This is a genomic window from Pseudochelatococcus contaminans, from assembly GCF_014195635.1.
GTDB classification, from domain to species: Bacteria; Pseudomonadota; Alphaproteobacteria; order Rhizobiales; family Beijerinckiaceae; genus Pseudochelatococcus; species Pseudochelatococcus contaminans.
The window spans coordinates 314,594-339,242 of sequence record NZ_JACICC010000001.1 but is presented as its reverse complement, the minus strand read 5'-3'; the positions used below and the strand labels follow the sequence as shown (position 1 = coordinate 339,242).

At 62.7% G+C, this 24,649-nt stretch carries 23 protein-coding genes; 17 read left to right on the top strand and 6 right to left on the bottom strand.

The features are described from left to right. The first annotated feature begins 187 nt into the window (after window positions 1–187). The 16 genes from purD (at window position 188) to olsA (ending at window position 16,721) form a co-directional block, all read left to right on the top strand. Window positions 188–1,462 (top strand): phosphoribosylamine--glycine ligase, encoded by a 1,275-nt coding sequence (gene purD / locus FHS81_RS01390; protein WP_183750246.1) that lies wholly within the window; start codon window positions 188–190, stop codon window positions 1,460–1,462. Window positions 1,463–1,609: 147 nt separating this feature from the next. Then, entirely contained in the window at window positions 1,610–3,121 is a 1,512-nt protein-coding gene (hisS, locus tag FHS81_RS01385; protein WP_183750245.1) for a histidine--tRNA ligase, read from the top strand. A gap of 46 nt (window positions 3,122–3,167) precedes the next feature. Continuing rightward, on the top strand, window positions 3,168–4,313 hold the full coding sequence (locus FHS81_RS01380; protein ID WP_183750244.1) for an ATP phosphoribosyltransferase regulatory subunit: 1,146 nt from the start codon (window positions 3,168–3,170) through the stop codon (window positions 4,311–4,313). Beyond that, window positions 4,310–5,299 carry an ATP phosphoribosyltransferase gene (gene hisG / locus FHS81_RS01375; protein ID WP_183750243.1) on the top strand — a complete coding sequence of 330 codons (990 nt, stop codon included), beginning with the start codon at window positions 4,310–4,312 and terminating at the stop codon, window positions 5,297–5,299. The genes FHS81_RS01380 and hisG overlap by 4 nt, the downstream gene beginning before the upstream one ends. Window positions 5,300–5,447: 148 nt before the next feature. Beyond that, on the top strand, window positions 5,448–5,942 hold the full coding sequence (locus FHS81_RS01370) for an META domain-containing protein (RefSeq protein WP_246374367.1): 495 nt from the start codon (window positions 5,448–5,450) through the stop codon (window positions 5,940–5,942). 346 nt (window positions 5,943–6,288) lie between these two features. Beyond that, the gene (gene groES, locus FHS81_RS01365; RefSeq protein WP_183750242.1) at window positions 6,289–6,576 is read left to right on the top strand and encodes a co-chaperone GroES; all 288 of its coding nucleotides are present in this window, start codon (window positions 6,289–6,291) and stop codon (window positions 6,574–6,576) included. A gap of 52 nt (window positions 6,577–6,628) precedes the next feature. Continuing rightward, complete coding sequence (gene groL, locus FHS81_RS01360; protein ID WP_183750241.1) at window positions 6,629–8,263, top strand: chaperonin GroEL; 1,635 nt, start codon at window positions 6,629–6,631, stop codon at window positions 8,261–8,263. Between the two features lie 242 nt (window positions 8,264–8,505). Continuing rightward, on the top strand, window positions 8,506–9,306 hold the full coding sequence (locus tag FHS81_RS01355) for a class II glutamine amidotransferase (RefSeq protein ID WP_183750240.1): 801 nt from the start codon (window positions 8,506–8,508) through the stop codon (window positions 9,304–9,306). 50 nt (window positions 9,307–9,356) lie between these two features. Further along, complete coding sequence (gene murJ / locus FHS81_RS01350) at window positions 9,357–10,970, top strand: murein biosynthesis integral membrane protein MurJ (protein ID WP_183750239.1); 1,614 nt, start codon at window positions 9,357–9,359, stop codon at window positions 10,968–10,970. Between the two features lie 111 nt (window positions 10,971–11,081). Next, window positions 11,082–12,140: a tryptophan--tRNA ligase gene (trpS, locus tag FHS81_RS01345; RefSeq protein ID WP_183750238.1), complete on the top strand. Its 1,059-nt coding sequence runs from the start codon at window positions 11,082–11,084 to the stop codon at window positions 12,138–12,140. Between the two features lie 131 nt (window positions 12,141–12,271). Beyond that, window positions 12,272–12,835, top strand: a complete 564-nt coding sequence (locus tag FHS81_RS01340; RefSeq protein WP_183750237.1) for a NifU family protein — start codon at window positions 12,272–12,274, stop codon at window positions 12,833–12,835. A 280-nt stretch (window positions 12,836–13,115) separates the two neighbouring features. Further along, the gene (locus FHS81_RS01335; protein WP_183750236.1) at window positions 13,116–13,721 is read left to right on the top strand and encodes a malonic semialdehyde reductase; all 606 of its coding nucleotides are present in this window, start codon (window positions 13,116–13,118) and stop codon (window positions 13,719–13,721) included. Between the two features lie 241 nt (window positions 13,722–13,962). Continuing rightward, window positions 13,963–14,700 carry a tRNA (adenosine(37)-N6)-threonylcarbamoyltransferase complex dimerization subunit type 1 TsaB gene (gene tsaB, locus FHS81_RS01330; protein WP_183750235.1) on the top strand — a complete coding sequence of 246 codons (738 nt, stop codon included), beginning with the start codon at window positions 13,963–13,965 and terminating at the stop codon, window positions 14,698–14,700. Between the two features lie 47 nt (window positions 14,701–14,747). Next, complete coding sequence (locus FHS81_RS01325) at window positions 14,748–15,239, top strand: GNAT family N-acetyltransferase (protein WP_183750234.1); 492 nt, start codon at window positions 14,748–14,750, stop codon at window positions 15,237–15,239. Between the two features lie 224 nt (window positions 15,240–15,463). Then, a complete protein-coding gene (locus FHS81_RS01320) occupies window positions 15,464–15,844 on the top strand; it encodes a Fur family transcriptional regulator (RefSeq protein ID WP_183750732.1) in 381 nt (126 codons plus the stop codon). A gap of 82 nt (window positions 15,845–15,926) precedes the next feature. After that, window positions 15,927–16,721 carry a lyso-ornithine lipid O-acyltransferase gene (olsA, locus tag FHS81_RS01315; protein ID WP_183750233.1) on the top strand — a complete coding sequence of 265 codons (795 nt, stop codon included), beginning with the start codon at window positions 15,927–15,929 and terminating at the stop codon, window positions 16,719–16,721. A 10-nt stretch (window positions 16,722–16,731) separates the two neighbouring features. On the opposite strand, the gene FHS81_RS01310 is transcribed toward olsA, so the two are convergent. Further along, complete coding sequence (locus FHS81_RS01310; protein WP_183750731.1) at window positions 16,732–18,957, bottom strand: primosomal protein N'; 2,226 nt, start codon at window positions 18,955–18,957, stop codon at window positions 16,732–16,734. Window positions 18,958–19,161: 204 nt separating this feature from the next. Here FHS81_RS01310 and FHS81_RS01305 point away from each other — a divergent pair, with 204 nt between their 5' ends. Further along, window positions 19,162–20,091, top strand: coding sequence for a tyrosine recombinase XerC (locus FHS81_RS01305; RefSeq protein WP_183750232.1), 930 nt, complete (start codon window positions 19,162–19,164; stop codon window positions 20,089–20,091). A gap of 3 nt (window positions 20,092–20,094) precedes the next feature. On the opposite strand, the gene FHS81_RS01300 is transcribed toward FHS81_RS01305, so the two are convergent. From FHS81_RS01300 to FHS81_RS01280, 5 genes are all read right to left on the bottom strand, one after another. Continuing rightward, window positions 20,095–20,793, bottom strand: coding sequence for an orotate phosphoribosyltransferase (locus tag FHS81_RS01300; protein ID WP_183750231.1), 699 nt, complete (start codon window positions 20,791–20,793; stop codon window positions 20,095–20,097). A 155-nt stretch (window positions 20,794–20,948) separates the two neighbouring features. Then, window positions 20,949–21,566: a nitroreductase family protein gene (locus FHS81_RS01295; RefSeq protein ID WP_183750230.1), complete on the bottom strand. Its 618-nt coding sequence runs from the start codon at window positions 21,564–21,566 to the stop codon at window positions 20,949–20,951. An 87-nt stretch (window positions 21,567–21,653) separates the two neighbouring features. After that, window positions 21,654–22,061, bottom strand: a complete 408-nt coding sequence (locus tag FHS81_RS01290) for a F0F1 ATP synthase subunit epsilon (RefSeq protein ID WP_183750229.1) — start codon at window positions 22,059–22,061, stop codon at window positions 21,654–21,656. A 77-nt stretch (window positions 22,062–22,138) separates the two neighbouring features. Further along, a complete protein-coding gene (gene atpD / locus FHS81_RS01285; protein WP_183750228.1) occupies window positions 22,139–23,590 on the bottom strand; it encodes a F0F1 ATP synthase subunit beta in 1,452 nt (483 codons plus the stop codon). Window positions 23,591–23,713: 123 nt separating this feature from the next. Beyond that, the gene (locus tag FHS81_RS01280; RefSeq protein ID WP_183750227.1) at window positions 23,714–24,592 is read right to left on the bottom strand and encodes a F0F1 ATP synthase subunit gamma; all 879 of its coding nucleotides are present in this window, start codon (window positions 24,590–24,592) and stop codon (window positions 23,714–23,716) included. Window positions 24,593–24,649 lie beyond the last annotated feature (57 nt).

The following is a 24,649-nucleotide window of genomic DNA, read 5'->3' as shown; positions in this document are numbered from 1 at the left end:
AGTGGATCGCCCACAGAAGCGGCCGGGATATAGCGGGCCGGAAATCGCAGTATGGAATCGCGGGGCGCATCGTGCTAGAGCGCCGGATGATTCTGACGGAATCAGAATAAGCGCCGCAGATTCTTTATTCTACCGCAACTTGAATGCAAGTTGCTCCCGGCGCACGCTTCGATTGAGGGAGACCGCGATGAACATTCTGCTGCTGGGGTCGGGCGGGCGCGAGCATGCGCTGGCCTGGGCCATTGCCAAGAGTCCGCGTGCGGACAAGCTGTTCATCGCCCCCGGTAACCCTGGCACGGCACAGGCGGGGGAGAACGTCGTCCTCGATGTCACCGACCATGCGGCCGTCATCGCCTTTTGCCGCCTGCACGCCATCGGTCTCGTTGTCGTGGGCCCGGAAGCCCCGCTGGTTGCGGGCATCGTCGACGATCTGGCGCAGGCCGGCATTCCGGCTTTCGGCCCGCGCAAAGCACCGGCGCAGCTTGAAGGCTCCAAGAGTTTCACCAAGGCCCTGTGCGACGAATTCAGCATTCCCACAGCCGCCTATGCCCGCTTCACCGCGGCGGAACCAGCCCTTGCCTATGTGCGTGAGCGCGGCGCACCCATCGTGGTGAAGGCGGACGGCCTTGCCGCCGGCAAAGGCGTCGTGGTGGCCGAAACCACGGAACAGGCGGAAGACGCCGTGCGGCTGGTATTCTCCGGCCAGTTCGGCGCGGCTGGCGCCGCCGTGGTCATTGAGGATTTTCTCGACGGCGAGGAGGCCAGCTTCTTCGCGCTCAGCGATGGCGAAACCGCCGTCGCCCTTGCCTCGGCGCAGGATCATAAGCGCGTGTTCGATGGCGACAAAGGCCCCAACACAGGCGGCATGGGCGCCTATTCCCCCGCGCCGGTCGTCACGCCGGCAATCGCCGCCCGCGTCATGGACGAGATCGTCAACCCGACCGTGGCGGGCCTCAAGGCGCGCGGCACACCCTATGTCGGCGTGCTCTATGCCGGGTTGATGATCGGCAAGGACGGCCCGAAACTGATCGAATACAATGCCCGCTTCGGCGACCCCGAATGCCAGGTGCTGCTGCCCCGCCTCGACAGCGACATCGTAGACCTGATGCTCGCCAGCGTCGAGGGACGGCTGAAGGACGTACAGCCCAAATGGCGCGATGACGCCGCGCTCTCCGTCGTGCTGGCCGCGGACGGTTACCCCGGTGAGGTGAAAAAGGGCACTGTCATTCGCAACATCGATGCGGCGGGCGAAGTCGAGGGCGTCACCGTTTTCCACGCCGGCACCAGAGAGCGGGATGGCGAGATCGTCGCCAACGGCGGGCGCGTCCTTAACGTCACCGCCCTCGCGCCGACCATCGAGGAAGCCCGCGCCCGCGCCTACGAGGCCGTGGGCCGCATCGATTGGCCGGAAGGTTTTTCCCGCTCCGATATCGGCTGGCGGGCGATTGGGCGCGTGACATGAGGCGCAGGCTGCGCTAGAGCAGTCTGCATTCGTGCCGATCCGTCAAGTTGAACGCAAGTTGCGGCAGCATATGGAATTTGGGCTCATGCTCCCGGCCGCGATCGTCCTTGGTTTGTTGTCATACATATACGGAACTATCTTCCAGCCATGTCCGGGCCAGAGAACCAGAAACCGCAAAAGCTCCTCGCCCGCCAGCCACGCGGCTTTGCCGACCGTGGACCGGCGGATATCGCCGCCACCGAGCGCATGCTGGCCCATATCCGCGAAACTTATGAGCTTTATGGTTTCGATGCGGTCGAAACGCCCTTCGTGGAGTACACCGACGCGCTCGGCAAGTTCCTGCCGGATCAGGATCGGCCCAACGAGGGTGTGTTCTCGTTCCAGGATGACGATGAGCAGTGGCTGTCGCTGCGCTATGACCTGACCGCCCCCCTCGCCCGCCACGTGGCGGAAAATTATGACACGCTGCCCAAGCCCTACCGCAGCTATCGCGCGGGCTGGGTTTTCCGCAACGAAAAGCCCGGGCCGGGGCGCTTCCGCCAGTTCATGCAGTTCGATGCCGACACCGTGGGAGCAGCTTCGGTTTCAGCGGATGCGGAAATTTGCATGATGGCGGCCGACACGCTGGAGCGCGTGGGCATCGCGCGCGGCGATTATGCGGTGAAGATCAACAACCGCAAGGTGCTGGACGGCGTGCTGGAAGCCATCGGCCTCGCCGATGATATCCACACCGGCAAACGCCTGACGGTGCTGCGCGCTATCGACAAGCTCGATCGCCTTGGGCCGGAAGGCGTTACCCTGCTGCTTGGCGAAGGCCGCAAGGATGAAAGCGGCGATTACACCAAGGGCGCGGGATTGGACGCCGGGCAGATTGCCCGCGTACTGGCTTTTACCGCCGCGCGTGGCGCAACTGCGGACGAGACCCTTGCCAATCTGGAACAGGTTGTGGAAGGCTCGGCGCGCGGCCTCGAAGGTGTCTCGGAATTGCGCGAGATCGCGACGCTGGTGACGGCGGCGGGTTACGATGACGGCCGCGTCACCATCGATCCGGCTGTGGTGCGCGGCCTCGAATACTATACCGGCCCCGTGTATGAGGCCGAACTGACGTTCATCGTCGCGGGTGACGATGGCCAGCCGGTGCGGTTCGGCTCCGTCGCGGGCGGCGGGCGTTATGACGGGCTGGTGGCGCGTTTTCGCGGCGAGCCGGTGCCGGCCACAGGCTTTTCCATCGGCGTGTCGCGGCTGTTGGCCGCGCTCAAGATCGTCGGCAGTCCTATTGTGCAGGGCGCAGCCCCCATCGGGCCGGTAGTGGTGCTGGTGCTCGATCGTGACCAGATCGCCCATTATCAGGGCCTCGTCACGACGCTGCGGCAAGCCGGCATCCGGGCCGAACTCTATCTTGGCGCCTCCGGCCTCAAGGCGCAGATGAAATACGCCGACCGTCGCCAGAGCCCGGCGGTCGTCATCCAGGGCTCGAATGAGCGGGCGGAAGGCATTGTGCAGATCAAGGATCTCGTCGCCGGCAGCCAGCAGGCCGCGCAGTCGGGACAGGATCTCGACAACGCCGCCTACAAGGCGCAGCGTCTGGCGCAGTTTTCCGTCAAGGAATCGGAACTCGTTGACGCCGTGCGCGGCGTGCTGGACAATCAGGGCGGGTGACCGCCGCATGGTTGATCGTCGCATGATTGATCGTCGGAGGGGCGACATGACACACGCATCCAGAAAGGCCACCGACCGCGCCGGTGCGCTGCTGTCGCTTTTCTCGCGCGAAGGCTATCGCCGCATCGAGCCGTCAGTGCTGCAGCCGGTGGATGCGTTTCTCGACCTGTCCGGCGAGGATATCCGCCGTCATATGTTTCTGACGCAGGATTCGGATGGCAACGAATTGTGCCTGCGTCCGGACTACACCATCCCCGTCAGCCGCGATTATCTGGCGTCGCGCGGACCGGAAGCCGCCGCTTCCCTCAGCTATCTTGGGCCGGTGTTCCGCCAGCGCGCCGGGCGGGCGGGAGAGTTTCCGCAGGCGGGCATCGAATCGTTCGGCCGCGCCGACCGCGAGGCTGCGGATGCTGAGGTCGTGGCGCTTGGTTTCGAGGCGCTGACGGGCCTTGGCGTTGCCAACCCCTTCGTGCGCCTCGGCGATGTGGGGCTGCTGTGCGCGGTGCTCGATGCGCTGGATGTATCAGCCCCCCAGCGCCGGCGGGTGTTGCGCGCCGTGGCTGAAGGACAGCCTTTCGACGCCGCCAACGGTGAACGCGTGGCCAAGAACGGTAGTGCTCCCTCCGACCATGCCGGGCTGCTCGCCGCCATCGAGGGGCAGGATCCCACAGCTGCGCGCGCTTTCGTTGAGGATGTGCTCTCGATTGCCGGCATTTCCACTGTCGGCGGACGCTCTGCCGGTGAGATCGCGGAGCGCTTCCTTGCCCGCGCGGCCCATCGCAACGGCAGCAAGCTCAGCGACAGGCAGCGCGAGACACTGGCGCGCTATCTTGCCATCGAAGCCGATCCAGACACGGCGGCGACGGAAATCCGCCATCTGGCGCGTGACGCGCAGATCGACTTGGATAAGGCGCTCGAATCGTTCGAGGCGCGCACCGGCTTCCTCGCCGCGCGCGGGCTGGATGTCGCAGCCGTCAGCTTTTCGGCTGGCTTCGCGCGCAATCTGGATTACTACACGGGCTTTATCGTCGAGATGCATGATAGCCGCCAACCGGATACACGGCCGATTCTCGGCGGCGGCCGCTATGACAGCCTGCTGACGCACCTCGGCGCGCCAGAGCCGGTGCCCGCGGTTGGCTTTGCCATCTGGATCGACCGGCTCGACGCCGATAACGCAACGGGAGCCCAGTGATGAGCGCGCCCCTGATCATCGCGGTGCCCTCAAAAGGGCGGCTGCAGGAAAACGCCTTCGCCTTTTTCGCCCGCGCCGGGCTGGAACTGGTGCGCCCCGGCGGCGCGCGTGATTATCGCGGCGCCGTCAAGGGGCTTCCGGATGTCGAGGTGGCGTTCCTGTCCGCCTCGGACATCGTTGGCCAGCTTGCAACGGGCGCGGCCCATTTCGGCATCACCGGGGAGGATCTGCTGCGCGAACAGCTTGCCGATGCCGACGCGGTGGTCGAGTTCGTTGCGCCGCTTGGTTTCGGCTTTGCAGATGTGGTGGTTGCCGCGCCGCAGGCATGGATCGACGTGCGCAACATGGCGGACCTCGATGACGTCGCGGCGGATATTCGTCAGACCCATGCGCGCCGTCTGCGCGTGGCGACAAAATACGTCAACCTCACGCGGCGCTTTTTCGCGGAGCACGGGGTCAGCGACTATCGCATCGTGGAAAGTTTAGGGGCGACCGAAGGAGCCCCGGCTGCTGGCACCGCTGAAATTATCGTGGATATCACGACGACAGGCGCAACGCTGGCAGCCAATGCGCTGAAGATCATTGATGACGGCGTGATCCTGCGATCCCAGGCCAATCTCGTGGCTTCTGTTTCAGCGGCATGGTCCGGCGCAGCGCGGCGCGCGGCACGCACAATTCTGACACGCATCGCGGCGGAAGAGGAAGCGCGCACCATCCGCGAGCTGACGGCTGTTCTGCCACAGGGCGCGAGCCTGCCGGACGATATCACCGGACGTTTTGGCGCAAGCCTGCCTTTCGGCCTGCCCGATGCGCATGGCAAGGTCGTGCTTCACTGCCCGGTGCGGCACGTTTTCGCGCTGGCGGACCAGCTCGCGCAAGCGGGCGCCGATCCCGTCACGGTGCGCTCGGTGGATTGGGTGCTGCGGCGCACCAATCCGCTGATCGAGAATCTGCTCGCACGCATCGGCGCCAGCCCCGTCGGCTGATGAAGAATGCGGGCAGGCCCAACCTGTCCGCGACTTGACGATTGCCTCATCGGCGCTGCGCGGATATGGTTTGCAGCGTCTCGTTCCTGTCATGACGGTTTTACCGTCACTCTACCGGGTCCCTATATCGATGAACCTTGCCCCAATCATGTCTGCCTCGTCCAAGGTCCGCCTGGCCGCAATGCTCGTGACTGCCGGCATGGCGTTCCTCGCCCCCGCCGCTGCCCACGCGCAGGCCGCCGATCCGGGCATGCTGCGTGGCAACGAGCCGCGAGCCCGGCAGGCCATTCCGCAACAGCAGGAAAAGCAGTTTCCCGTCGGCGTTCCGTGGTCCGCGATCGACCTCAACGGCAAGCCATACCCACCCGGTCAGAACCGGCCGTATTTCACAATCGACACCCAGTTCAGGCTGCGTGGATTCGGCGGCTGCAACACGTTCTCGGCCACCGCCTATCCGCTGCGGAATCAGGGATTTGCCGTCAGTCCCTTTGCGGTCACGAAGCGCAGTTGCGGATCCGCCGTCGACGCCGCAGAGCGCGCCTTCCTGCTTGCCCTGCGCATGAGTCAGAAGTGGGATCTCGTCAAAGGGCAGCTCGTGCTGCAAGGCCCGGCCGGCACATTGCGCGGCGACCGGGCACTCTGAGCCCAGGCACTCGCGGCTGAAGCGCGTGTTCTATACGGAAGCAGAGCAGGCGCTCCAGCCTCTCTGTTAGTTATATCGCAACTTGCGTTCAACGCGATGGATCGACTTGAACGCATCCCGCTGCGGTCGCACTTCGCAGCAGTTGGCCTGCGCTCCCGCGCAACTGCAAAAACCCTCTCGCTTGTGCAAAAAACTGCAACCTGATTCCCTTGACAGGCGGAGGGGGCGGAACTACCTTCAACTCATCCGTTAGCACTCTCATCGGTCGAGTGCTAACAGGGCTGCAACATCCACCAATCGCGCTCATTATCATGTCTTGGGCGCAGCTTAAAAAGGAAGCGGATCAATGACATTCCGTCCGTTGCATGACCGTGTGGTCGTCCGTCGCGCAGACAGCGAAGAAAAGACCAAGGGTGGCATCATCATCCCCGATACCGCCAAGGAAAAGCCGCAGGAAGCCATCGTCGTGGCGGTTGGCCTCGGCACCCGTGACGAGAGCGGCCAGCGCATCGCGCTCGACGTCAAGGAAGGCGATCGCGTGCTGTTCGGCAAGTGGTCCGGCACCGAAGTAAAGATCGACGGTGAAGACCTTCTCATCCTGAAGGAAGCCGACATTCTCGGCATCATCGGCTGAGCGGCCTGAAACCGCTTTTCTTCATCAGATCAGTTATCAGGAGATCAGGACCATGGCTCCCAAGGACGTAAAATTCTCCACCGATGCACGCGAGCGTCTGCTCCGCGGCGTCGACACCCTAGCCAACGCTGTCAAGGTGACGCTCGGCCCGAAGGGCCGCAACGTCGTCATCGAGAAGTCGTTCGGCGCTCCCCGCATCACCAAGGACGGCGTGACTGTCGCCAAGGAAATCGAACTGGAAGACAAGTTCGAGAACCTCGGCGCGCAGCTCGTGCGTGAAGTCGCTTCCAAGACCAACGATCTTGCTGGCGACGGCACGACGACCGCGACCGTTCTCGCCCAGGCTATCGTGCGTGAAGGCTCCAAGGCTGTGGCCGCCGGCCTCAACCCGCAGGACCTGAAGCGCGGCATCGACCTCGCCGTCGAGACCGCTGTGAAGGACATCAAGGGCCGCGCCAAGAAGCTCGCCAACTCGCAGGAAGTTGCGCAGGTCGGCACGATTTCGGCCAACAGCGAAGCCGAGATCGGCAAGCTGATCGCTGAAGCCGTTGAGCGCGTCGGCAACGAAGGCGTCATCACGGTTGAGGAAGCCAAGAGCTTCGAGACCGAGCTTGACGTCGTCGAAGGTTTGCAGTTCGACCGCGGCTACCTGTCGCCGTACTTCATCACCAACCCCGAGAAGCTGATCGTCGACTTCGAAGACCCCTTCATTCTCATCCATGAGAAGAAGCTGTCCTCGCTGCAGCCGCTGCTTCCCGTGCTTGAGGCGATCGTGCAAACTGGCAAGCCGCTGCTGATCATCGCCGAGGACGTCGAGGGCGAGGCTCTGGCTACGCTCGTCGTCAACAAGCTGCGTGGTGGCCTGAAGGTTGCTGCCGTCAAGGCTCCGGGCTTCGGCGATCGCCGCAAGGCCATCCTTGAGGACATCGCTATCGTCACCGGCGGTCAGACGATCTCCGAAGACCTCGGCATCAAGCTCGAGAACGTCACGCTGGCTCAGCTCGGCCGTGCCAAGCGCGTGCGCATCGAGAAGGAAGCCACGACGATCATCGACGGCGCCGGCGCGAAGGAAGACATCGACGCCCGCGTTGCTCAGCTCAAGGCGCAGATCGAGGAGACCACCTCGGACTACGACCGTGAGAAGCTGCAGGAGCGTCTTGCGAAGCTCGCAGGCGGCGTCGCGGTTATCCGCGTCGGCGGTGGTTCCGAGGTCGAGGTGAAGGAGCGCAAGGATCGCGTTGATGACGCGCTGAACGCAACCCGCGCCGCGATTGAAGAAGGCATCGTTCCCGGTGGTGGCGTTGCCCTGCTGCGCGCCAAGGCTGCTGTTGAGCAGATCGCAACCGAGAACTCGGACATCAAAGCCGGTATCGAGATCGTTCTGAAGGCGCTTGAGGCTCCGATCCGTCAGATCGCCACCAATGCTGGTGTCGAAGGCGCGGTCGTCGTCGGCAAGATCCTCGACAACTCCTCGCAGACGTTCGGCTTCAACGCCCAGTCGGAAGAGTACGTGGACCTGCTCGAAGCCGGTATCGTCGATCCTGCGAAGGTCGTCCGTACGGCGCTTCAGGACGCAGCTTCCGTCGCTGGCCTGATCGTCACGACCGAGGCGCTTGTTGCTGAACTGCCGCGCGAAAAGCCTGCTCTGCCGGCTGGCGGCCCTGGCGGCTTCGGCGGCGACTTCTGATCCCCGCTTATATGGCCCGTGATTCGTCACGGGCCATGCCGATCAAGCGTCGGTCCCATCCGGGACCGGCGCTTTTTTCATATCCGCGGGTATGCTGTGACAGGAGGCCAATGATTCTATATGATGGAAGCCATACGACCCACGCATGCGAGCGGCCTCACTTCCGCCATTTCCATTTCTCAGGATGGATTTATATAATTTCACTTGCGTAAATGCTTTTTAGCTTTCATGATATGGAAATCATGTGCCGACTTCTTGCCTACTCTGGCGATCCGACCTTTATGGATACCCTTGTTTGCGCACCGAAGAACTCTCTCGTGCGCCAATCCTTGCACGCTTGCGAAGGCAAGACGGCGACGAATGGCGATGGCTTCGGGCTGGCATGGTATGGGGATCGTGAGGAGCCGGGCCTCTTCCGCGATTTGCGTCCCGCGTGGTCGGACGAGAATCTGAAGTCTTTGTGCGCGCAAGTGCGCTCGCCGTTGTTCCTCGCCCATGTGCGCGCGGCGACCCAGACGGCAACGACACGCGCAAATTGCCATCCATTTTCCTGCGGCCGTTATGCCTTTATGCATAACGGGCAGATTGGCTCGTACCATCGTGTCAGGCGCAAGCTTGAGGCGCTGCTGCCGGACGAGCTGTTCGACCAGCGCGCAGGCACAACCGATTCCGAACTGCTGTTCCTGCTTATTCTGGCCCGCATGGAAGAGGGCGAAACCCCGATGGCCGCCGTTGGGACGGTGCTGGCGCAAACCAAGGAATACATGGTCAAGGCGCAAATTCCGGAGGCGCTGCGTTTTGCCGCCATCCTCTCCGATGGCCAGACGATATGGGCGTTTCGTGCGTCCTGTGATGGCCTGACGCCGCGCCTCTATCTGCGTGAGCGCCCCGGCGCGACCATTATCGCCTCGGAGCCTCTCGACAACCTCCGCGATGCATGGACCCAGGTGCCGGATAACTCCGTCATCACCATCCGGCAAGGGCTGGCTGCGACGACCGAGCCGCTTGTTATTGGCGAGGGCAGCTGGCCGTTGGCCGCGTGATCCGATTTTGCGGCCTCATCCCCGCGATGCCAACCGCCTGAGCGCCGCGCATGTCCCGTTTCCAGTCTGTCGCACGTGCGGGAGCCATCGTTGGCGCGGCGTCCGTAGCGTCGCGTTTGTTGGGGTTTGCGCGTGATATCCTGATCGCCGGCGTGTTGGGCGCGGGTACGGTTGCCGACGCCTTTCTGGTGGCTTTCAGAATTCCGAACGTCATCCGCCGCGTGCTTGGAGAAGGCGGGTTGAACGCCGGTTTCGTGCCCGTCTACGGCGATGTTGCTGCCCGCAAAGGTACGGAAGCGGCGCGCGAGTTCGCCGGACGCACCATCGTAAATGCAGCTTTATGTTTGACGGCGATTGCCGGGCTGGCGGAAATCGCAGCCGGGGCACTGGTGCTTTTTGTAGCTGCCGGCTTCAGGGACGATCCAGGTAAACTGGCGCTGGCAATTGACTACACCCGCCTGACGTTGCCGTTCGTTGCATTGACGGGACTGGCCTCGCTGTTGGCGGCGTTGCTGAACGCCGAACGCCGGTTCGTTGCGGCGGCGGTCGCGCCCGCGTTGGTCAATGGTGTGCTGATCGTTGCCCTGCTGTTGCTGCATGGGCGAGCCGAGGACGATCCGGCGACGGGCATCTGGCTTGCGCTGGCCATCAGTTTTTCAGGTTTGCTTCACCTCGTGATCGTCGGATGGGCGGCGGCCCGCATGCCGCACCGCCCTCACCTGCAGATGCCACGTTTCGACGCCGACTCACGCCGGCTGGCGAGGTTCGCCGTTCCCGCTTTGCTTGCCAGCGGCATGACGCAGATCATTTTGCTGGCCACCATGGCGCTGGCTTCGGATCAGCCTTCGGCGGTGTCGTGGCTCTATTACGCGGATAGGGTGTTCCAGCTTCCGCTGTCTTTCATCGGGGTCGCGGCGGGGGTGGTGCTGCTGCCGGAATTTGTGGATAGCCAGCGCGACGGTGCATCGGCGTTGGCGCCGGCGCTGACACGTTATCTGACCGGGGCGCTGGCGCTGGCGCTGCCGGCCACTGCCGGACTGATCGCCCTCGGCCCCAGCATTGTCACGGTGTTGTTCGAGCGCGGCGCTTTCGGCCCTGCCGACAGCCGCGAAACTGCCTTACTGCTGGTGGCATTGGCGACGGGGTTGCCGGCGGCGTGCGCGAGCAAAATCCTGATCCAACCATTTTTTGCCCGGCGAACCGTGTGGCCGCCGCTGGTGGCGGGGCTGGCCGGAATGCTGGTGACGCTGGCGTGCGGACACGCCCTGCCCCGCCTGATGACTGACGCAGCGGGATGGCGTTTTTGGGCCCCGGCAACGTCCGCCTCATTTAGCGCGGTCGGCCTCGCCGCGAGTCTCGGGCTGTGGACGCAAATGCTGGTGCTGGTGATTTTCGCCCGCGCGGAAATAGTGTGGAACGCTGCGTCGGCCTCCCGCCTGGCGCGTCTGGGACTTGCCGCCGCCGTGATGGGGCTTATTGTGGCGGCGCTAGACGGCGTTGCCGCGCCATGGCTGGGTGCTGAGTGGCCGCTGGCGGTGCGCGGCGGCATACTCGCAGCGCTATGCGGCGGCGGCATGCTGGTTTATCTGCTCGCCTTGCGCCTCTCCGGGGTGCTGGACGCTTTGCCCATAGGCCGCGCGAGATTGAGTGACTCCGATAAGTGACGCCGGGAAGTGACACTACGTCGGTTGCCGATTTTCCTTGCGCAATCGCCGCCGCCTGCGATAACCCGCCAAACAGATGACGATATCAAAAGAAAGGGATGGGGCACTGCCATGTCCGTCTTGCAAGAGCCAGTTCTGAAGCAACGTGTGTTTTCCGGCGTGCAGCCCACCGGCAACCTGCATCTGGGCAACTATCTGGGCGCCATCTCCCGCTTCGTCGCTTTTCAGAACACTTACGACTGCATTTATTGCGTCGTGGACCTGCACGCCATCACCGTGCCGCAGGAGCCGCAAGCTCTGACGCGTCAGATTCGTGAGGTCACGGCCGCCTTCATCGCTTGTGGCGTCGATCCGGTGAAGCACATCATCTTCAACCAGAGCCAGGTTGCGGGCCATGCCGAACTGGCGTGGGTGTTCAATTGCGTGGCGCGGATCGGCTGGATGAACCGCATGACGCAGTTCAAGGAAAAGGCCGGCAAGGATCGTGAGAACGTGTCGCTTGGCCTCTATGCCTATCCGTCGCTCATGGCCGCCGACATCCTGCTGTATCGGGCGCATGCAGTGCCTGTCGGCGAGGATCAGAAGCAGCACGTGGAGTTGACGCGCGACATTGCGCAGAAATTCAACAACGATTTTGCCGAGTCAATTGCCCGCAACGGATTTGGCGAAACGTTCTTCCCACTGCCAGAGCCGTTGATTCAGGGTGTTTCCACACGCGTCATGAGCCTGCGCGACGGCACGAAGAAGATGTCGAAGTCCGACCCCTCGGATTACTCGCGCATCAACCTCACTGACGATGCCGACACCATTGCCCAGAAAATCCGCAAGGCCAAGACCGACCCAGAACCGCTGCCCGAAACGGTGGAGGAACTGGCAGGCAGGCCGGAAGCCGAGAACCTCGTCGGCATTTTCGCCACGCTGGCCGGCCGCACGCGTGAGGATGTTCTGCGGGAGTTTGCCGGCGGTCAGTTTTCCACCTTCAAGGGCGCGCTGGTCGATATCGCCGTGGAAAAGCTGGGGCCAATCGGTGCCGAAATGCAGCGTCTTGTCGCCGACCCGGCCTATATCGACAGCGTGCTGAACGATGGCAGCCGCCGCGTCCGCGTGATCGCGGATGAAACCTTCAATGCCGTGAAGGACATTCTCGGCTTCGTGCGCGATCGGGGTTGATGCGCTCACCCCATTGAACAGATCGGCGAAAAGCGCCACATTGGAATATATCCATCGGCAACACCCCTTTAACCTGCCGCCGATGGCATCGTTCACCGCCGCTCTTGAACCGGCATGGTGAGGAGAAAATTATGTTCATTCAAACGGAAACGACGCCGAACCCGGCGACGCTCAAGTTTCTGCCTGGCCGCGATGTGTCACCCGACGCGCCGGTCGAGATTCGCTCGGCAAGCGAGGCAACCCATTCGCCGCTGGCTGCCAGCCTGTTCGATATCGATGGCGTGTCCAACGTCTTCTTCGGCTCTGATTTCGTCGCTGTCACCAAGGCAAGCGGTGAGTGGCCGCATCTGAAACCGGCGATTCTCGGCGCCATCATGGAGCATTTCCTCTCTGGCGCGCCACTCATCGCGGAAGGCCATGGCCCTTCTTCCTATGATGACGACGAGGAGTTTTTCGAGGATGCCGACCTCGAAACCGTTGAGACCATCAAGGAATTGCTGGAAACGCGCGTGCGCCCGGCTGTGGCCGGCGATGGCGGCGACATCACGTTTCGCGGCTATCGCGACGGTATCGTCTACCTCGCCATGAAGGGGGCTTGCTCCGGCTGCCCATCGTCTACAGCCACATTACGCCACGGCATCGAGAACCTGCTGCGCCACTTCCTGCCGGAAATCGAGGAAGTGCAGGCAGTTTAACGATCATGCCGGGATGGGCATGCTCCATTCCGGCATTGGCTGGCTTGCAAAAACGCAACGTCAGCTTGCATGGCTAAAGCATCAGCCCGAAAAGTGCGTTCGCTTTGCGGGTAAATCTGCTGAATAAACAAATGGATAGAGTGGCAATTCGGCTTTGCTTGAATACTGCCGCTCTCTCTGTGACTTGCCGCACAATCCAGCGCCGGCTCTCTGGTTTCTTGCTGCTCTGCACAATATGATCTGTGTCGATCATCTTTCACTCTGATCGACGGAGATCATCATGACCGACAAGGCATCCCACCGCCCGCTCGACGCCGCAGCGCTCGACCAGCTTTTTCGCACCGCCCGCACCTATAACGGCTGGAAGGATATTCCTGTATCCGACGATCTGCTGCGTCAGGTCGCGGAACTGGCGAAGCTCGGCCCCACCGCCGTCAACGCCCTGCCCGCGCGTTATGTGTTCGTGCGCTCGCAGGAGGCCAAGGCCAAGCTTGCGCCCTTGCTGAGCGAGGGCAACCGGGCCAAGTCGCTCTCCGCGCCCGCGACGGTCATCATCGGCTATGACACCGATTTCCCCGAGCATCTGCCCCGGCTGTTCCCGCATGCCGACGCAAAATCGTGGTTCGCAGGCAATGCCGCGGCCATCGAGGAAACCGCGTTCCGCAACTCCTCGCTGCAGGGCGCTTACTTCATTCTCGCGGCGCGCGCGCTTGGCCTCGACACCGGCCCCATGTCCGGCTTCGACAAGGATGGCGTCGATGCGGCTTTCTTCCCCGGCGGCAAGGTGAAGACCAACTTCATTGTCAACGTCGGCTACGGCGATCCGGAGAGCGTGTTCGAGCGCCTGCCCCGCCTCGCCTTCGAGGAATATGCCAGCATCGTCTGAATCTGGATACGCCGCCCGGTCAATTGCATGAAAACTGCCGGGCGGCAGCCATTCGGCTGCGCGCACAAAGCTACGGGGATCGCCGCATCCCCGCATGTTGACTCCCCGATTTCATTGAATAAAGCCTATCCGTCTTTCGGCCCGATACTTTACAAGGTGACACGGGCGCGGCTTCGTACCATACAGGAAGTGGCCGCCGGCTATTAAAGACGTATGATTCAAGGGTGTTCGGGAGACGGGTTTGCGCATACTGGCCATTGATACGGCGCTTGGCGCCTGTGCCGCTTGTGTGCTGGATACGCAGATGCAGGCCGACCAGCCTGAATCCGATCTCCTCGACAGCGGCGTCGTAGCGCGTGAAAACCTGCTGATCGAACGCGGGCATGCGGAAGCGCTGCTGCCGCTGATTGAACGGGTCGTCGCACAATCCGCCGCAGGCTCCGTCAAGGAAGGTTTCAAGGCACTCGACCGTATCGCCGTCACGGTTGGCCCCGGCAGCTTTACCGGATTGCGGGTCGGTATCTCCGCCGCGCGAGGCATCGGGCTTGCGGTCGGCGCGCCGGTTGTTGGCGTCACGACACTCGCCGCGCTTCTGGCGCCGCTGGTGGTGACCACGGATCCCCGGCGGCCGGTGCTGGCCGCGGCCATCGATGCGCGGCATGGAGCCGTGTATTTCAAGGCAATCGCAACAGGTGGCCGGCTCATCATCCCTGCGCAGCACATGTTGATCCGCGATGCGGCACGGCAACTGGGCACCGGCGCGGTGACCCTGACCGGACCGGCGGCGCCATTGATGGCCGATGAAGTGCGTGCCATCGGCCTTGATCTCCACGTGGCGGATGCATCACCCGCGCCGGATATTCGCTGGATTGCGCGTCTGGGCGTCGCGGCGGATCCGCTGATTGACCTGCCCAAACCCCTTTATCTGCGCGGCGCAGATGCCAAGCCGCAAGACAAGGCGCATTTGCCGCGCCAGTGACTTTCCGCCCCTGCCTCCGTGACAACGCTCTTTCCGGTATCGACGCCATGATATTTCGAGATCTGTTCACCTCCCGCCGGCCCGGCTTTCACGTTGCCCCTCTCGACGGGGACCATGCGGCGGCAGCTTCCGCCATCCACAGCGCCAGCTTCGCGCGGCGATGGGGAACGCTCGAACTTGAGCGCATGATTGCAACGGAAACCTCTCATACGGATGGCATCTTCATCGGCGGCGATAAGAAGCTGGCCGGCTTTGCGCTGTCGCGTCTTGTCGCGGGCGAGGCCGAGATTCTTACGCTTGCGGTGGAGCCGGCGACGCGGGGCCAGGGCGCTGGCCGGGCGCTTCTCTCCACCCATCTGGAGAACCTGTCACGCGCCGGCGCGCGCGTGGTGTTTCTGGAGGTCGACGAGGGCAACGAATCGGCATTGGCGCTCTATAGCCGGGCAGGTTTTGCGGAAATCGGCCGCCGCCCCGGCTATTACACCAAGCCGGACGGCACGGTTGCCACCGCAATCACCATGCGCGCGACGCTGGACTGACGCAACCTTGGACTGAGGGGCGGTTTCCTGTAGAATCATCGCATGCATATCCATCACCCACCGAGCCAAGAAGTGCGATGATCGCCAAGAGCAAACAGGCCCCGGCAGAGGCTGGAGCGCGCGCGGAAGAGACGGTTTCGCCCCCGGCGGATGGCAACGCGATCCCGACGCGCGGCAAAGCCGCCGGGAAGAACCCCATCGAGCGTCTGTGCAACGCGCGCGGCATGCGCATGACGGGACAGCGCCGCATCATCGCCCGCGTCATCTCCGAGGCGCAGGACCACCCGGATGTGGTGGAGTTGCACCGGCGCGCCATGCTCATCGACGCCAACATCTCGCTGTCCACAGTCTATCGCACGGTCAAGCTGTTTGAAGATCAAGGCATACTGGAGCGCCACCAGTTCGGTGACGGCCGCGCCCGGTATGAGAGCGCGCCGAAGGAACATCACGACCATCTCATCGACATGAGCACCGGGGCGGTGATCGAATTCCAGTCCGACGAGATCGAGGCCCTGCAGGCGGAAATTGCCCGCAAGCTGGGTTATCGGCTGGTGCATCACCGGCTTGAACTCTACGCGCTGCCACTCGACGACAAGTCGAAATGACCGTCACTCCCATGCGGCAACCGCGCTGAAGGCCGGAAGCGGCTTCATTCAATCGTCAGGAACTCCGGAACAGCGGCGCCCCATGAGCAAGTTCGGTTTCTACGCCAAAATAGCGGTGCTGGTGCCCGTGACAGCCGTGGGCATTCCGCTGCAATGGCTCCTGCTGCGGCTGAATGCGCCGGGCCGGCGCATCGTGCCCATGCTTTACCACCGCATCGTCTGTTCGGTGCTCGGCATTCGCCGCATCGTTCATGGCGCACCGCCACGCGGCAAGGCGGCGCTGATCCTGTCGAATCACGTCTCGTGGCTGGATATCTGCGTGTTATCGGCGCTGATGCCTCTCTCATTCATCGCCAAGGCGGAAGTCGGCACATGGCCCGTGGTGAGTCTGCTGGCGCGGTTGCAGCGCACGGTGTTCATCGACCGAACCCGGCGCACCGACACGGCGCGCACCAATGGCGCGGTGGCGGAGCGCCTGCAAGCGGGCGACGCCATCGTGTTGTTTGCGGAAGGCACCACCGGCGACGGCACCCGCGTCCTGCCGTTTCGTTCAGCACTGGTCGGCGCGGCGCGCGAGGCGCTGACATCCGAATCGCCTTCGGACGTCGTGCTGCAGCCGCTCGCCATCACCTATGTCCGCCGCGATGGCCTGCCGGTTATGCGCGGCGACATTCCGGACATCGCCTGGCACGGCGACATGGAGCTTGCACCGCACCTGAAAGGCGTGCTCTCCGGCGGCGGCATCGACGTGCAGATCACGTGGGGCGACCCTATCCCCTTCGATGCGACGACAGACCGCAAGGCGGTGTCACGGCTGGCCGAAGAGCAGGTCCGCACCCACGTTCGCGAGGCGCTCGCATGGGGCAGGAAGATATAACAAACACCCGCTACATAAAGCTTTGCGGATCGACATCCACCGCCACGCGCACCTTGGCCGGATGCTTTGGCGCACGCGACAGCCAGTCGCGGAGATAGCCCTGCATATCGACGCCGCGCTCGGCCCGCACCAGCAAGCGGAAGCGATAGCGGCCCCGAACCAGCGCCAACGGTGCTTCCGCCGGCCCCAGAACGGCGACGTTCGACGGCGCCTGCGCCACCCGCGCCAATGCTCGCGCATGGTTTTCCGCCTCGGCCCGGTCGGGGCTTGAGACGATGAGCGCCGCCAGCTTGCCAAAGGGCGGCAGACCAGCCTCTTCGCGCATGGCGATCTCCTCCGCATAAAACCGTTGTGCATCTCCAGAGACGATGGCGCGCAACACCGGATGATCCGGCTGCATCGTCTGGATCAACGCGCGGCCCGGCTTCTCACCCCGCCCCGCCCGGCCCGTGACCTGCTGCATAAGCTGGAATGTGCGCTCTGCCGCACGCGGATCGCCATTGGAAAGACCGATATCGGCATCCACGACGCCAACCAGTGTCAGGCCGGGAAAGTTATGCCCCTTGGCCACGAGCTGCGTGCCGATGACGATGTCGACCTCCCCATCGGCAATCGACTGCAACTCCGCCCGGATGCGTTCCGCGCCGCCGGGAAAATCGCTGGATAGCACGATAGCGCGCTTGTCCGGGAATACCTCCGCCACCTCCTCGGCCAACCTCTCCACGCCCGGCCCGCAAGCCGCGAGCGTATCCGTGGCATGGCACGACGGGCAAATATCCGGGCGGCGCTCGACGTGGCCGCAATGATGGCACACCAGCGCCCGCCGGAAGCGATGATCGACCAGCCATGCCGAACAATTCGGGCACTGGAAACGATGTCCGCAGTGGCGGCACAATGTCAGGGGCGCATAGCCACGCCGGTTGAGAAACAGCAGCGCCTGCTCGCCCGCAGCCATCGTATCGTTCACAGCCGCTACCAGAGGCGGCGAGATCCACCGCCCCCGCTCCGCCGGATGACGACGCAGATCGATCGCTTTGATGGACGGCAATTGCCTGCCGCCAAAACGCTCCGGCAAAACAAGATGGCGATAGCGCCCCTTGATCGCATTGACCTTGCTCTCGATGGATGGCGTCGCGGACGCCAGCACGACGGCTGCATCATCAAAACGGCCACGGACAACCGCCATGTCACGCGCATGATAAGTGACGCCATCATCCTGCTTGTAGGCGGTTTCGTGCTCCTCATCCACGACGATAAGCGCCAGATCGCGGAATGGCATGAACAGCGCAGAACGCGCGCCCGCCACCACGCGCACGCTGCCATCGGCGGTTCCTGCATGTATCCGCGCGCGCTTGCGCCCGGTGATACCCGAGTGCCATTCCGCAGGCCTCGCACCAAAGCGCGCTTCGAAACGCGCCAGAAACTGCGACGTGAGGGCGATTTCAGGCATCAGGATCAGCGCTTGCTTACCGGCACGCAGGGCCTCGGCCACGGCTTCGAAATAAACCTCGGTTTTGCCGGAGCCCGTGACCCCCTCAACCAGCGTCACCGAGAAGCGCGCGTCACGCACCTGCGCCGCCAGTGCTGCCGCCGCCTCATGCTGGGCCTCCGACAGGCCGGCGCGGGAGAAATCGGGATCGGGCGGCAGCACCACCGGCATCGGCGGCAGCGCTACGGCCTCCAACGTCCCTTCATCCAGCAGGCCATCGACGACACTTGCCGACACACCCGCCTCATGCGCCAGATCGCGCTTCAACAGCATATGCCCGTCAGCCAGAGCTGCCAGCACCCGCCCCCGCGCAGGTGTCATGCGCCGGGGCGCCTCACCGGCGATACGCACGCCGATGCGCGGCGGCTCCAGCATACGGCTTTCATCGGGACCGGCACCTTCGGGCACGCGCAAAGCCAGTTTCATCGCCAACCCGCGCGGCGCGAGGGTGTACCAGGCGATCCAATCCAGAAAATCGCGCAGGCTCTTGCCAAACGGCGGCACATCGATGCGCCCGATCACAGATCGCAGATTGCTGCCCGCGCCATCCACACCGCGCAGCGCCCACACCACGCCCGCTGTCTGGCGTTTTGCCAGCGGCACGAGGACGACATCCCCCTCGCCCAGCGCCATGCCAGCGGGCACCAGATAAGAATAGGCCTTATCCAGCGCAACAGGCAAAAGCACCTCTGCGACGAGCGCGGGCGCGTCGTCGTCGGGTGATGGTATGTCCGCGAACAGGTTCATGCAGGTGGACATACGCCATTTGCGGGTTCGGGCAAAGCCCGCCGCACCATGGATTTACCCCCCGTTAGCTGGCGCCGCCTATGTTAGCTCCATGAACAGCGACGGCCCCGCATATCGGGGTTTCGATCGGAGCGCGCTTCAATGTCAGATTCGCCGAATGACCCTGTATCCAACCAGCGACAGGTTTGCTCGGAAGGGGCGCCCATGCATGCCGATCTACGCGAGGCCTTCGCCGAATGGCTGGCGCATCTGGCCTCAGGACGGCGGCTATCGCCGAAAACCGTCATCGCCTACGAGCGCGACGTGCGCCAGTTCCTGAGCTTTCTTGGCCGGCAAAAAAATGAGAGCCCGTCCCTCGCCAGCCTTGAAAACCTGAAACCGGCTGACCTACGCGCCTTTCTTGCAGAACGCCGGCAGGCTGATGTAGGCAGCCGGAGCCTGATGCGGCAGCTGGCTGGGTTGCGCTCCTTCGCCAAATATCTTGAGCGCACCGAGCGCGGCGAAGCAGCCGCCTTTACTGCCGTTCGCGGCCCCCGGGTGAACAGAACGCTGCCCAAGCCGATGAGTGCGCCTGCCGCACGCGCCGTGACCGACGCGGATCTGCGAGCTAGCGAAGACCGGCCGCAGTGGGTTCTGGCGCGCGATGCCGCTGTATTTGCACTGCTTTACGGTTGCGGCCTGCGAATCAGCGAAGCCTTGGCCATTACGCGGCAGGATGCCCCTATCGAAGGCACGGACAGCGTGACCGTCATCGGCAAGGGCAATAAGATGCGCTCCGTGCCAGTGCTTGCAGAAGTGAGCGCGGCGATTACCGAGTATCTCGCGCTCTGTCCTTTCACGCTCGCCCCTGATGAACCGATGTTCCGTGGCCAAAAAGGCGGGCCACTGTCAGCCCGTGTCGTTCAACTCGCGATGCAATCGCTTCGAGGGGCGCTGGGACTGCCATCAAGCGCGACCCCCCATGCCCTGCGGCATTCTTTCGCGACGCATCTGCTATCGCGCGGCGGGGATCTGCGCGCCATTCAGGAGCTGCTCGGCCACGCATCACTATCAACGACGCAGGGTTACACCAAAGTCGACGCGAGCCGGTTGATGGCGGCGTATGACGCCGCTCATCCACGTGCCCGCCCCTGAAACTCAGTTCCCCAACGACGAAATCCCGCCATGCGCTGCCGACCACTCGGCAGGCCGGTTCAGGAAGCCCTCGACCTCGCTCAGCACGCCGGGATCAAAGTGGCCGCTCTCCTTGGCAGCTTCCAGCACATCCCACCATGTGGTGAGATAGTGAAGATTGACGTTGAGCTTTTCCATAACCTCACGGCTATGCGGGAAAATGTCATAGAAGAACAGCACGAAGCAATGATCGACCTGCGCGCCTGCGGTGCGAAGGGCTTCCGCGAAGTTGACCTTGCTGCGGCCATCCGTCGCCAGATCCTCGACCAGCAGCGTGCGCGCACCAACATGCACCTCGCCCTCGATCTGGGCATTGCGACCGAAACCCTTCGGCTTCTTGCGGATATACTGCATCGGCAACTCGAAACGATCCGCAATCCACGCGGCAAACGGAATGCCTGCCGTCTCCCCCCCCGCAACGACGTCGATCGATTCGTAGCCGATTTCTCTTACGATGGTGGACGCGGCGAAATCGATCAGCGACGAGCGTAGCCTCGGGAAGGAAATGATCTTGCGGCAGTCAATGTAGACCGGGCTCGCCCAGCCGGACGTGAAGATATAAGGCGTTTCGGCATTGAAATGCACCGCCTTGATTTCAAGCAGCATCCGGGCGGCCTGACGCGCAATGAGTTTGCGGTCAAGAGGGGGCGGCAAGACGGTCATTCAGGGCTCCTGCAAAAATACATGCGAAAGGACGTGGCGAGATGGCGCGCTGAATGATCCAACGGAATCACTCAGCACCAATGATTTGGCGCGTCTTCAACCATGAGAACCCCGGTTGGGCAAGCGCAATCGGATAGGCCCACGCCAGTTGAAGGTTATGGAGCCGTCGCTTGCCAGAAGGAAACCTTCCGGTCGAAATCAGGGCGCGGACGATCTTTCTGTTGCTCGCTCGCCGTGCCAATCGGAATGATGCCGGCTACTTTTTCGCCGCTTTCAAGACCGAGAGCTTGCCTGCCGCCTTCGCTGTAGCTCGACCAGCCCGTCAGCCAGACACCATCAAAGCCGGCAAGGGTCAGGGCTGTCAGCAAGTTCATGCATACGGCGCCAGCGGACAGAACCTGCTCCCATTCAGGTTTACGAGCAAGGGGATCGACACGACTGACCACAACAACAACCACAGGTGCGGCCGTCAGCATATCAACGGTTTTGGCGATTTGCCTCTCGCGCTGCTCGGCATCATCGTCAGGATGTTCGCGCGTGTAGACGTCCGTTAGCCGGCGTGCAACCTCGTGTCTGGCATCTCCACGAAGCACGATCAAACGCCATGGTTCAAGCTTCCCATGGTCCGGCACCCGCAATGCAATCGTCAGAAGACGACGTAATGTCGCGTCATCGGGGCCGGGACCGCCAAGCAGTAAAGGCGTTGTCGAACGGCGATGCTCGAGAGGTGTCAACGGATCAGCGCCATGAACAATCTCGATTTCATCTGACATGACCCAACTCCCCCAAATGGCAAGACAACGGTCTCAATAAAAAAGGCGGCTGACGCCGCCTTTAAAATCGTTCCGGGCTAGGCGGTGTCAGCGCCGTACAGCAGCGCGCAAATCGCGCAGATGCACGAGCTTGTCGGATACCTTCTGCTTCTCATCGAAAGTCTTCGCATCGCGGAAATCTTCTTCCGCATCGCGAATCTGCGAGTCGACCAGCACGACATCAATCTCCTCAACGGGGATTGCATACTCGGCCAGAATGGTCAGCCCGGCGGGGTTTACATCGGCGAAACCACCGCGAACGAAAAGACGCTGGGCACCCGCACCCTGCTGGGTCTCACGGATCGTCACGACACCCGGTTTCAGCACGGCCATCAATGGGGAATGCCCAACCAGAATAGTCATTTCACCGTTGACGGAAGGCACCGTGGCGCTTTCGGCCTGACCAGCGAACAGCAATTTTTCAGGCGAGACCAGCTCGACATGAAAGGTAGTCATGACGGTACTCCCGAAGTCTCTCCAATACGGGGCACCAATGCGCCCCGCTTTATCACAACGATATCATACCGTCTCTATCACGCAGCTTCGGTCGAAAGCTTCTGTGCTTTCTCGATAGCCTGCTCGATAGTGCCGACCATGTAGAAAGCCGATTCCGGCAGATGGTCGTACTTGCCTTCGACAAGGCCCTTGAAGCCCTTGATCGTGTCTTCCAGGCTGACGAGCACGCCGGGCGAGCCGGTGAACACTTCTGCGACGTGGAAGGGCTGCGACAGGAAGCGCTCGATCTTGCGGGCGCGCGCCACGGTGAGCTTGTCTTCTTCCGACAGCTCATCGATGCCGAGGATGGCAATAATGTCCTGAAGGGCCTTATAACGCTGCAACACCTGCTGCACAGAGCGCGCTACATTGTAGTGCTCTTCGCCAACAACCAGCGGCGACAGAATGCGCGACGTGGAGTCGAGCGGGTCAACAGCCGGGTAGATGCCCTTTTCGGCAATCGTACGCGACAACACCGTCGTCGCATCAAGATGGGCGAACGAGGTTGCCGGAGCCGGGTCGGTCAGATCGTCGGCAGGCACGTAGATAGCCTGGACCGAAGTGATCGAACCCTTGGTGGTGGTGGTGATGCGCTCCTGAAGAGCACCCATGTCAGTCGCCAGCGTGGGCTGATAACCCACAGCCGACGGAATACGACCGAGAAGAGCCGACACTTCCGAACCAGCCTGCGTGAAGCGGAAGATGTTATCGACGAAGAACAGCACGTCCTGACCCTGGTCGCGGAAGTACTCGGCCATCGTCAGACCGGTCAATGCGACGCGCGCACGGGCGCCCGGAGGCTCGTTCATCTGGCCGTAGACCAGCGTGCACTTGGAGCCGGCGGTCGATCCGTTGTTTTCCTTCGGGTCGACGTTCACCTTGGAGTCGATCATCTCGTAGTAGAGATCGTTACCTTCACGCGTACGCTCACCCACGCCGGCGAAGACGGAGTAACCGCCGTGCGCCTTGGCGATGTTGTTGATCAGTTCCTGGATCAGAACCGTCTTGCCGACGCCGGCACCGCCGAACAGACCGACCTTACCACCGCGCGAATACGGAGCGAGCAGGTCGACGACCTTGATGCCCGTCACGAGGATCTGCGCTTCCGTGGACTGTTCTGCATAGCTCGGAGCAGGCTGGTGAATGGCGCGGAAAGCTTCAGCTTCGACCGGGCCGGCTTCATCAACCGGCTCGCCGATGACGTTCAGGATGCGGCCCAGGGTGGTCTTGCCAACCGGCACCGTGATCGGCGCGCCCGTATCTCTCACTTCCTGACCGCGAACGAGACCTTCGGTCGTGTCCATGGAGATGGTGCGGACGATGTTCTCGCCAAGCTGCTGCGCCACTTCAAGCACAAGCCGGTGGCCACGGTTGGTGGTTTCCAGCGCGTTCAGAATCTCGGGCAGTTGGCCTTCGAACTGCACGTCGACAACAGCGCCGATCACCTGCGTGATGCGGCCGGTATTTTTAGCCGGGGAATCATTAACCATGGTGCAGCTCCGTCCGAGCCCGTCCGGGCCTCTTATACTTCCAACACGCGGGCGCCTGCCGCTTCGGGCAACGCTCCAGATTTATTTCACGGCGACGCCGCGGCGTCGATCCGGTTACCGATGCTAGATCGCCTCTGCACCGGAAATAATCTCGATCAGTTCCTTGGTGATGATCGCCTGACGCGACCTGTTATAGATCAGCGTCTGCTTCTTAATCATTTCACCGGCATTACGCGTTGCGTTATCCATTGCGGACATACGTGCGCCCTGTTCGGACGCTGCATTTTCCAGCAAAGCGCGGAAAACCTGCACCGACACGTTGCGCGGCAACAGGGATTCGAGAATTTCTTCTTCGTTCGGCTCGTATTCGTAAACGGCTTCCAGCCCACCGTCGTTCACACGTTCGGGCAATTGCGCGGGAATAATCCGCTGCGCCGTAGGAACCTGAGAAATCACAGAGCGGAACTGCGAGTAGAACAGCGTCGCGACATCGAATTCGCCGGCTTCATAGGCCTCGATAAGCTTCTTGCCGAGGCGATCAGCCACGTCGAACGTCAACGTCTTAACGTCGCGCAACTCGATGGACTCGATAATGTAGTCCTCAAACTGGCGGCGGAGAATATCCGCGCCCTTCTTGCCGACCGTGATGATCTTGACCTGCTTGCCCTGCCCCAGCAGCGACTGAACATGGTCACGAGCCAGACGGGCAATCGAGGAGTTGAAGCCGCCGCACAAGCCGCGCTCGGCAGTGGCGACGATCAGAAGATGAACGTCGTCCTTGCCCGTTCCTGCGATCAGCGGAGGCGCACCGTCGCCCGGTCCGATCCCTGCTGCCAGATTGGCAAGCACGCGATCAATCCGCTCGGCAAAGGGACGCGCCGCCTCGGCTGCAAGCTGGGCACGGCGAAGCTTCGCCGCAGCCACCATCTGCATGGCCTTGGTGATCTTCTGCGTCGCCTTCACAGAGGCGATGCGGTTACGCAGATCCTTCAAGCTCGGCATGTTGACGCCTATCTCCCTCGCGGGTCGCAGCCTTCAGCCACGACCCGGATCCCGTAC